This window comes from Pengzhenrongella sp. (genome assembly GCF_036565025.1).
In the GTDB taxonomy this organism is placed as follows: domain Bacteria; phylum Actinomycetota; class Actinomycetes; order Actinomycetales; family Cellulomonadaceae; genus Pengzhenrongella.
Map to the genome: position 1 here is coordinate 22,401 of NZ_DATCNW010000219.1, position 9,543 is coordinate 31,943.

The window sequence follows — 9,543 nt, forward strand, 5'->3', positions numbered from 1 at the left end:
CGACGGTTCCGCCTAGGACTCGCCTAAGCCGTTGCTTACGGACGCGTCAATGTCGACCCCGCAGGCACATCCCGGTCGTCGTGCCTGGAGGGAGCCGCGCGCAGGGCAGTGAAACCCAGAGTCGCAAAGGCCGCGCCCAGCAGAGCGAGCGTCCCCGGCAGCACACCTGAGGCGAACAGCTTCAACAGCACGCTCGCCAGCAAGAAGACCCCAGCCAAGCGCGGTAGCACCCCTGCCTGGATAATTGCGAGCGAGAAGAGAAGCAGGCCGGCTACGTAGCACCCGAAAACCGCAAAGATGAGTACAAGCATGGGAATTGGCGGGTCATCGTGCGTAGCCCCGTCCGAACGGACGAAACCCCACGTCTCGTTGAGCGCCAGCACGAACAATGAGCCGGAGCCGACGACGGCGACAACCGAGGCGATGCGACCGAAGCGCCCGAAGGCGGGCCGCTGGAGCACGCTAAGACCCAGGAAACTCACGAACAGGAGCCCAACCCACGTCGCATGCAGCGCCGAGGGCACGACACCCTCCTGGATGCCCGGCACCCGGTCGTCCCACCACTCGTGCACCCCCATGACCACACCGGCGAGGACCGCCGCAACTCCACCTATTCGCACCAAGGTGAAGGCTCCGGCCTTGCCTGCTTGCTTCACCGGTGTGGTTCGCGGATGTGGCGAGTGAGCAGCCATGACAACCTCCTCGTAGAGCGGGCGGCGCTTCCGCCCGACACCTCGGAGCCTGGCTGTCTGGACCGCCCGTCGTCATGAGACACGGTCCCGGACCTATCGGGAGGAATGTCCCGGCCACCCGGGCGGGCCCGCGGCCACCGCTCGCACGTCAGCCGGTCGCCTCTCGGTCCCTCCGTCCCTGACGCCTCCGTATGCTCTTCTCCTCGCCCGGCTCTCCTGCCGATCCTCCGATCCTCCGATCCCAGCACCAGGCCGCGATGCTCGCCTGGCTACTCCTTCACCCTGGTCAGGAGTACACCCTGGGCCGGGCACGACTGGTGCGAGCCAACCTCGCCAACCGGTCAGCAGTCCCCTTGACCCAGCTCCTCCAGGGCACCTTCGGACCGCAGACCGTGATCGGTCAGGAGTTCGACCTCGCCGGCGCCGAGCGGGTCGTGATCTACGGATCGTGGGCGGCCCGCTACCGCGGCGCCCCGGGCCTACCCCCGGAGTCGATGAGCGCGATGGCCACTGAATTGCGGAACACGACGTTCTCCGGAGTCACGTCCATGTGGCCGAGAAGTTTGGCAGGCCCCGCGGTCGAGGCCGGCATCCCCACCGGACCTGCGAACTCAATACCAGTACTGGAATCAGGGATTGGCAGCATGGCCACGGCGTCATCGTAGGAACGCACCAGTCGAGCCACGCTGGCGATCCGCTGCTCGTCGGCCACCCATGCCGGCCACGGGCGTCCAGCCACCTCGCCTGCGACGAAGGTCAGCACCTCACGGCCCTTCGAGTCGAGCCCGAGGAACCGAGGTGCCCCTGTGAAACCGACCCGGTCCAGATGCGTGAGCACGTCGTGGACGAGCCGAGAATGCGGACCAACTGGGCGGCGGACCGTGTTCCCGACCCGCACTACCCCAATGGCCGTAACTTAAGGTCCACGCAGGCGGGATCCAGAGGAGGATCCCCGCTCGGGGGCGACTGGCAGGGGGTCCTAAGTTACGACCATTAGGGCTTCCCGCGCCGCTCGCTCGATCAGGACGGGCACGAAGTTCCGCACGGGGCGCCCATCAAGTTTGCGGTGTTCCCGCTCGACGTGAAGTTGCACCGTGGTCAGGGGCAGGTCGGGGAACCGTTCGGCCAGACGCTGACAGACGAGTCGCAACTCTCGCAATTCGTCGATGCTCTCCACCGTCAGAGCCTCCTCAACCGCAGGGATCGCAAGGGTTCTCGCACCGGGCGCGCCGCACGCATGCGCAACTTGCAGGCCTATCCAGATTCAACCCAGATTACTTGTTCGCACGGGGAGGGGAAGAGGTCCCAACGCTGTGGTTCAAAGCACCGCCAAGGCACCTCGCTGGAGTGCTCAGCGAAATGGTGCCTGTGGGCTAGCTAGTTCGCGGGTCGGCGACCGGATGCCGGCCCGGGCTTTCCGAAGTACCAGCCCTGTGCGGTGTCGCATCCCATCGCAGCCAGCGTTTGAGCCTGGTCGGCATCCTCGACGCCTTCCGCGCACACGCGCAGCCCGAGGGCGTGCGCGGTCTCGATCACGAGGCGCACGAGCGCGGCATCCTGCACGCTCTGGACAAGGTTCGACACGAACGAGCGGTCGATCTTGACGATCGTCAGCGGCAGTTCGCGCAGCATCGTCAAAGAGGAGTGCCCGGTACCGAAGTCATCCAGAGCGATCTGTATCCCCAGCTTCCTCAGCTCACGCAAGCGCGACGCCGTCTCGGCAAGATTCTCGACGGCGGCGGTCTCGGTGACTTCGAGACACAGTTGGTACGCTGGCAGACCCGAGTCCGCCAGGGCACCCAGCACCACGTCGATGAAGCCTGGTTGTGCGATCTGGACCGGGGAGACGTTGACCGCGATGGTCGACTGGTGGTCCATCACCGACGCGGCGGCCTGGGCGCACGCGGTCTGCAGCACCCACGCGCCGAGGTCGAGGATCAGCCCTGTCTCCTCGGCCAACTGGATGAACTGGTCCGGCGAGACCTCCCCGAGCGCCCGGTCGTGCCACCGGGCCAGCGCCTCGAACCCGCGGACGCGTCCAGAGGGCAGCTCGACGACCGGTTGGTAGTGAACCGCGAGTCCACCGTCCTCGATCGCGGCTCGCAGACCGCGTTCCATCCTGCGTCGTGCCTGAACCGTTTCGGCTGAGTCCAGACCGGTGCGCATCGCCGGCTCGTAGTGCTCGGCACGTCCGCGACCCCGTGCCTTGGCCCGGTACATGGCGATGTCGGCCTGCTTGACCAGGATGTCCAGCGAGGTCACGAGCACTGTCCGCGCACCGTTCGCGTGCGCGACGCCGACGCTGGCACCGATCGTGACGACCTGTTCCGTGATGTCACCGGAGCGGTCATGAACCTCGACGACGAACGGAGCAGCGGCCTCGAGCACGATCCGGGCTGCGAACGCCTCGCTCTGCGTGACGGTGAGCGGGCCGGCGCAGAGGATGGCGAACTCGTCGCCTCCCAACCGGACCACGACGTCGTCCACGCGGGAAGCCGACTTGATGCGCTGCGCGAACTCCGCGAGGACCTGATCACCAGCGCCGTGACCGTACTGGTCGTTGACGTCCTTGAATCGGTCGAGGTCGAGGTAGAAGAGCACGGCGTGCCAGGCCTCATCGCCCGAACGTCGGGTCTGCTCGAGGAGCCGGATCTGTTCCATGAGGTAGCGCCGGTTGGGAAGCTTGGTGAGCGGGTCGTGCCAGGACTGGTACGCGTACTGCTGCGCCAAGCGCTCGAAGATCGTCGAGACGGGGACCACCCCGAGTCCGCCATCGGGCCATGTCACGACAACTGCGTCGCCGCGAGTCCCGGCGCCTCGCCGAGAGATGACCCCGGCGGCCGCCTCCTCGACAGGGACGTCGTAGGTCAGCACGAGAGTCTCCCTGGTGACCATCTCCAGAACTGGTCTACGGGCGAACAGCAGCCGCCCATAGCCCAACGGGCCGGTGATCGCCGCCTCGAACCATGCCCGATCGACCAGCACCGGCCCGGCGAGGCTCTTCACGACGACGCAGTGCGGAGCTCCGTCGCGCCGGAACAGTTCGTCGACCTCCCCGGATTTGATCCCGTGCGGGACGATGACCGCGGGCAGAGCGAGTTCGCCGAGCAACCAACCCGCACCATCCCCGGAGACGTCACGAACCCACGCGAGCGTGCTCGTTGCCGGCGCAGCGAGGAGCCTGTCCAGATTCACGCTCTCGGACGTCACTCCTGGATCTTCGACAACGCACGCGCGTACCTGAACTCCCGCCGAGTGCTCGGGTCGACGAACAGTGGATGAAATCGCGCTCGGAAGCGGCCATTTGGGGCGAACGAGAGCCCGTGGGGCGAGAGTGTCGGAAGCTGGCGTGGCGCAGGACGTCGTTGAGGGCGGGTCACCATGGACGCGCCTTGCGCGACCGATGTCTGCCGCCCCGGGCGGAGACTCAAACGGATCTCAGGTGAGGTTGCGCCGGACCGTCATGCGGATGTCGTACCGGTCGCCGCGGTAGATCGACATCGCCCGTTCGATGGGGCGCCGACGCTTGTCGTAGCCGATCCGCTTGACGATGAGCGCCGGGCTGTGGACCGGGACCCGCAGCAGGTCCGCCTGGCTCTGGTCAACGACGGTCGGCAGGATGACCTGGTCCGCCTCGTAGAGCTCGATGCCGTAGACGCCCCTGAGGATTTCGTACAGCGACTGCTCGAGCGGTTGCTGGTCGAGCCCGGGGGTCAGCCGTGCCGGCAGATCGATGGTCTCCAGGCACATCGGGATGCCGTCGGCCATGCGGACCCGCTCGAGGTGAAACACCATCTCCGCTGGGCTGATCACCAGTTCCTGGCCGAGGGCTGCACCCGCCGAGACGTGCGCGATCTTGAGCAGCCGGGACGAGGGGCGGAAGCCGCGGGCGGCCATGTCCTCGGAGAACCCCGTGAGCTCGGAGCTCTTCGAGATCGTCGGATCGGCGACGAACGTGCCGTCGCCCTGGACCCGCACCACGTAGCCGGCGCTTGCCAGGCTCGAGATCGCTTGGCGAAGCGTCATCCGACTGACACCGAATCGCGCGGCCAGCTCTCGCTCGGGCGGTAGCCGATCCCCGGAGTGGAGAAGCTCGATGACCTCGATCAACCGGTTGCGCACCTGCTCGTGCTTGGCGGTCTCCGAATCGAGCGCGATGGCCCCGAGCGCATCCGCAAGCTCCGCGCTCCTGACGATGTCCGTGTCGTGACTCATGCCCCCACGTCCCCTGCGCCTACCTGTCGGCGTGGCCTCGCCGTCGGCCGGAGCGTACCGCCGACGGCGACCCTGGACCGGGTCGTCGTGGGCTTTGGCCGGCTACCGGGCGGCGCGACGGTGCGCTTCCTCGTCCTCAACCTGCGTGTCTCCTTGTGTCGTCGACACCGAGGTGCCGAGACGATGTCGTCCAAGTTGGTACGAACCACTGGACGAGTCGGGACTGCGTGACCCGACTGCTCGACAGTCTGCCCCCTGGTGAGATGCGCCCGCAACCCACGTGACTCGTGTGACGTTTGACACGTCCTCGGTTGTGGGCGTACCTTTCAGCCCATCGAGAGGTCTAGACCTTAAAAGTCCCGCTGAGAAGCAAAATCCCGCGCCCTGTCCTTCGACTCGGCCCTCGTTGAACCCGTCCAAGGAGAAGCGCCATGGCACGAATGTCGACCAACCCGCGTCGCAGCAAGGTCGCTGCGATCGCCGCGCTCGGCCTCAGCCTCACCCTGGGCCTGACCGCATGTTCCGGCGGGTCCGGCGGCGCGCACGCCGGCGCCGCCAAGAAGTCGGGGACGACGCTCACGTTCTGGCACTACTTCACCGACCGCGCGGACCTCTTGCAGGAGCTCGCCACCCAGTACGAGGACAAGACCGGGGTCAAGGTCAAGCTTGAGCTCGTGCCGGGGGACGCCCTGCCGCAGAAGTTCCAGGCCGCCGCGCAGGCGGGCAAGCTCCCCGACATCTCGGCGGGCTGGACCAGCGCCGGCGAGAAGCTCGCCCCGTACGCGCTCGAGGGCAAGATCCTCAACCTCTCCAAGGTCGACGGCGCCAAGGAGTGGTTCGACGAGTTCGTTCCGTCCGCCATCCAGGGCGTGTCCTACACACCCGACAACCAGTGGAAGGTCGACCCGGGCGCCTACCTGGTCCCGCTGGACACCAACAACATGCAGTTCTTGTACAACAAGGACCTGTTCAAGAAGGCCGGTATCACCGAGCTGCCGACGAATCTGAACGGGTTCATCGAGGCCTCCAAGAAGCTGCGCGCCGCGGGTATCCAGCCGTTCGTCTCGGGCTTCTCCTCCTGGCCGCTCGGCTCCCTGGCCTCGATGTACATCGACAATGTGGTGCCGGCCGACGTCCGGACGGCGGCCTACACCGGGACCGGGCGGTACGACGCGGCGGAGTGGATCGACTTCCTCACCGTCTTCGACAAGCTCGCCAAGGCGGGGGTCTTCGCCGACGGAATCCTCGGCTACGACATGCCGGCCGCCGAGACGCTGTTCGCATCGGGCCAGGCCGGGATGATCTTCGACGGCTCGTGGGCGCTCGGGGTCTTCAACAAGACGAACCCCGAGTTCAAGAACTACGGGGTGTTCATGCCGCCGTCGGTCGGCGACGAGCCCCTGTACATCCCCGGCGGGGTCGGGTCGACCGTCTTCGTCGTCGGCACCTCGCCGCACGCCGACGCGGCAACGGCCTTCCTCAAGTGGCTGACCGAGGCCGACCAGCAGAAGAAGTACGCCGAGGCGAGCTTCAACATCCCGGCCAACCGCAAGGTCGCCGACACGCTCAAGCTCAACAAGAACATCGCCGCGTTCGCCGCGGGGGCCGACAAGCTCACCCCCGCCTCGCCGACCGCGATGCAGGGCGCCGTGGTCACGACCATGACCGCCGGGCTCCAACTGATCATCGCGGGCACCGCCACTCCACAAGCCGTGGCGGCCAAGATGCAGCGCGCGAAGGAGACCAAGCTCGCGCAGTAGTCGGCGCCGACCACCAGCACGGTCCCGTGATCAGGGGGGTGCGCCCGTTCCCACGCTACGAGCGCACCCGAACCCTCCGAGAGGAACACCGATGAGCAGTCCCCGCGTCCTTGCTCCGGCGCACCGCGAGGCACCCACTCCCGCCCGAGCCGCTGCCGTCCCGCCGGCCCCGGACCGCCTGGCCAAGCGCTACACCCGCGCGCGGCGGATCGAGATGTTCACGGCGTACCTGTTCATCCTGCCGACGCTGTTGCTCTTCGTGGTCTTCAGCGTCTATCCCTTCGCCCGCACGGTCGAGCTCAGCTTCACGAGCTGGGACGGGCTGTCGAGCACGTTCGCCCAGGTGGGCCTGGACAACTACCTCAGGGCCTTCCACGATTCGGTGTGGTGGGGCTCGATGGGCAACGGCATCTTCCTCGCCGTCATCGCCCTGATCCTCATGCAGGGGCTCGGCCTGCTGCTCGCCGTCGGCGTCGATCGCAAGATGAAGGGCCAGACCCTCTACCGCACGCTGTTCTACCTCCCGCCGATCCTGTCGGGAATCGTGGTGGCGACCATCTGGAAGTGGCTCCTCGAGCCCAACAACGGCGTGATCAACGCGACCCTCGACAACCTCGGACTCGGCGTTCTGGCGCACCCGTGGCTCGGCGATCCCAAGACGGCGCTCTGGGCCATCTCGATCGTGTCGGTCTGGCAAGGCGTGGGCTATCCGTTCCTGCTCTTCCTCGCCGGGCTGCAGGGGATCTCCGGCGAGATCTACGAGGCCGCCCGGATGGACGGCGCGACCGGCCGGCAGATCTTCGTCAAGATCACGCTCCCGCTGCTGCGTCCCGTGATCGGCATCGTCAGCGTGCTGACGTTCCTCGGGGCGATGCAGACCTTCAACCTGGTCGTGGCGATGACGAAGGGCGGCCCGGGCTACGCGACCGAGGTCCCGATCCTGCACATCTACCGCTCTGCGTTCGGGCCGAGCCCGGACTTCGGCTACGCGTCCGCGCTGTCGATCATCTTCGGTGTCCTGCTCTTCGGGGTCTCGATGATCTCGCTGTACCTGTCTCGTCGATCGGGAGGCGATCCGTCATGACCGTCCTGCTCAACCGTCCCGACCCGAACGGCACCGACACGCTCCTCGCCCGACCGGACCGGCGTGGCAAGCCTCCCCTCAAGGCACCCCGGGTCCTGCTGCACGTCGCCCTCGCCGTCTGGGGGCTCGCGTCCGTCGTTCCGCTGGTGTGGATGATCTCCGCATCGCTACAGACGAACGCGGAGATCTACGGGGGAGTGCATCTGATCCCGAAGAGCCCGCAGTGGAGCAACTTCGTCCAGGCCTGGCAGCAGTCCTCGTTCAGCGACTACTTCGTCAACAGCGTCATCTACACCGTCGCGGTCGTCGCCGGCACCGTGCTCCTCGCCTCGCTGTCCGCGTATGCGTTCGCCCGGATGCGGTTCCCCGGCAAGCGAGCCCTGTACGGCATGCTCCTCGTCTTCCTGTTCATCCCGATCCCGGGCGCATTCATCCCGCTGTACCTCGTACTGGCCAAGCTGCACCTGCTCGACACCCAGCTCGGCTACATCCTGCCGATGATCAACGGCAGCCTGCCGGTGGCGATGTTCATCCTCCGGGCGTTCTTCGAGCAGATCCCCAAGGAGCTGGAGGAGGCCGCGTTCATCGACGGCGCGTCCCGGGTGCAGGTCTTCACCAAGATCGCGTTCCCGCTCGCCCGCCCCGCCGTGGCCACCGTCGTGATCCTGACCGTGCTCGGGGTCTGGAACGAGTACGTGCTCGCCTCGGTGGTCTTCAGCAATCAGGCGCTGCTCCCGCTGCAGGTCGGGCTGCTCGCCTTCCAGGGCAGCTACTTCAGCCAGTACGGGCTGATGATGGCCGCGACCACCATCACCACGCTGCCGATCGTGATCGTGTACCTGCTCTTCCAGAAGAACATCATCCGCGGCGTCATGGCCGGGGCGGTGAAGGGATGAGCGATCTCATCCTGGCCGTCGACGGCGGCCAGACCGGCACGGTCGCCGTCCTGGCAGGTCTCGACGGCAACATTCGAGGCGTCGGCCGCGGTGGGCCGATCCGGCACCACGAGGAGCCCGACGCCGAGCGCTTCGTCCGGGACGGCCTGGGCGCTGCGGTGGCCGGCGCGATGCACGCGGTGGCCGACGGCGACGTCGTCGCGGTCAGCTGCCTCGCCATGACCGGGTCGGTGGTGATCGCGAACCGGGTGATCCGCGAGCTCGTCGTGGCGCGGGCGTACCTCGCGCTGGCGAGCGACACCCTCGCCGCGCTGGCTAGCGGGACCGCGGGCGGCGGTGGGATCGGCCTGATCGCCGGCACCGGCACCGTCGCCCTCGCCCACGGCCGCGGGGCCGACGACGTCCTGGTCGGCGGCTGGGGCTGGTTGCTCGGCGACGAGGGCGGCGGGTTCTGGATCGCGATGGAGGCGCTCAAGGCGGCCGCGCGTGACGTCGACGGGACCGGCGAGCACACCCGTCTCACGCTCGCCGTGCCGCCCCGACTGGGGCAACCCGACATGCGGGGCGTCTACAACCTCGTCACCGGCCGGCGGCTGGACCGCACCGCGATCGCCGCCCTGACCACCACGGTCGTCGCGGTCGCCGAGGCGGGCGACACGGTCGCCGCCGGCATCCTCGACCGCGCTGCGGACCGGCTCGCGGACCTCGTCGTTGCCACCGTCGCGGCGGCATCGTTCCTCGAGTCGGACGAGCGGCTGATCGTCCCGTCCGGGGGAGTCCTGCGCCCCGGCGGCTGGGTGCTGACCCGGCTGACCGCCCAGCTCGCGGTGCGGACACCCGACTTCCGGGTCGTCGTGCCCCAGGTTCCCCCGGTGATCGGCGCGTACTGGCTCCCC

Annotated in this window: 9 protein-coding genes; 5 read left to right on the forward strand and 4 right to left on the reverse strand. The window is 67.6% G+C overall.

The genetic code is table 11. The annotated features are described in order from the left end of the window. Positions 1-35 precede the first annotated feature (35 nt). Positions 36-692 carry a hypothetical protein gene (locus tag VIM26_RS12550; RefSeq protein WP_331951646.1) on the reverse strand — a complete coding sequence of 219 codons (657 nt, stop codon included), beginning with the start codon at positions 690-692 and terminating at the stop codon, positions 36-38. Between the two features lie 353 nt (positions 693-1,045). Between VIM26_RS12550 and VIM26_RS12555 the strand changes: the two genes are divergently transcribed. Then, positions 1,046-1,357: a hypothetical protein gene (locus tag VIM26_RS12555; RefSeq protein ID WP_331951648.1), complete on the forward strand. Its 312-nt coding sequence runs from the start codon at positions 1,046-1,048 to the stop codon at positions 1,355-1,357. Between the two features lie 314 nt (positions 1,358-1,671). Here the strand turns inward: VIM26_RS12555 and VIM26_RS12560 are convergent, their stop codons facing one another. The 3 genes from VIM26_RS12560 to VIM26_RS12570 all read right to left on the reverse strand — a co-directional run bounded on the left by VIM26_RS12560 (position 1,672) and on the right by VIM26_RS12570 (position 4,907). Beyond that, the gene (locus VIM26_RS12560) at positions 1,672-1,869 is read right to left on the reverse strand and encodes a three-helix bundle dimerization domain-containing protein (RefSeq protein ID WP_331951650.1); all 198 of its coding nucleotides are present in this window, start codon (positions 1,867-1,869) and stop codon (positions 1,672-1,674) included. 200 nt (positions 1,870-2,069) lie between these two features. Continuing rightward, a complete protein-coding gene (locus VIM26_RS12565; RefSeq protein ID WP_331951652.1) occupies positions 2,070-3,902 on the reverse strand; it encodes a putative bifunctional diguanylate cyclase/phosphodiesterase in 1,833 nt (610 codons plus the stop codon). A 228-nt stretch (positions 3,903-4,130) separates the two neighbouring features. Beyond that, the gene (locus tag VIM26_RS12570) at positions 4,131-4,907 is read right to left on the reverse strand and encodes a GntR family transcriptional regulator (protein ID WP_331951654.1); all 777 of its coding nucleotides are present in this window, start codon (positions 4,905-4,907) and stop codon (positions 4,131-4,133) included. Between the two features lie 431 nt (positions 4,908-5,338). Here VIM26_RS12570 and VIM26_RS12575 point away from each other — a divergent pair, with 431 nt between their 5' ends. The 4 genes from VIM26_RS12575 to VIM26_RS12590 form a co-directional block, all read left to right on the forward strand. After that, a complete protein-coding gene (locus VIM26_RS12575; RefSeq protein ID WP_331951656.1) occupies positions 5,339-6,667 on the forward strand; it encodes a sugar ABC transporter substrate-binding protein in 1,329 nt (442 codons plus the stop codon). Positions 6,668-6,758: 91 nt separating this feature from the next. Continuing rightward, complete coding sequence (locus VIM26_RS12580; protein ID WP_331951658.1) at positions 6,759-7,751, forward strand: sugar ABC transporter permease; 993 nt, start codon at positions 6,759-6,761, stop codon at positions 7,749-7,751. Beyond that, on the forward strand, positions 7,748-8,647 hold the full coding sequence (locus tag VIM26_RS12585) for a carbohydrate ABC transporter permease (RefSeq protein WP_331951660.1): 900 nt from the start codon (positions 7,748-7,750) through the stop codon (positions 8,645-8,647). Before VIM26_RS12580 ends, VIM26_RS12585 begins: the two co-directional genes overlap by 4 nt. Beyond that, on the forward strand, positions 8,644-9,543 hold a 900-nt coding region (locus VIM26_RS12590), incomplete at its 3' end, for an N-acetylglucosamine kinase (protein WP_331951662.1). The genes VIM26_RS12585 and VIM26_RS12590, both read left to right, overlap by 4 nt.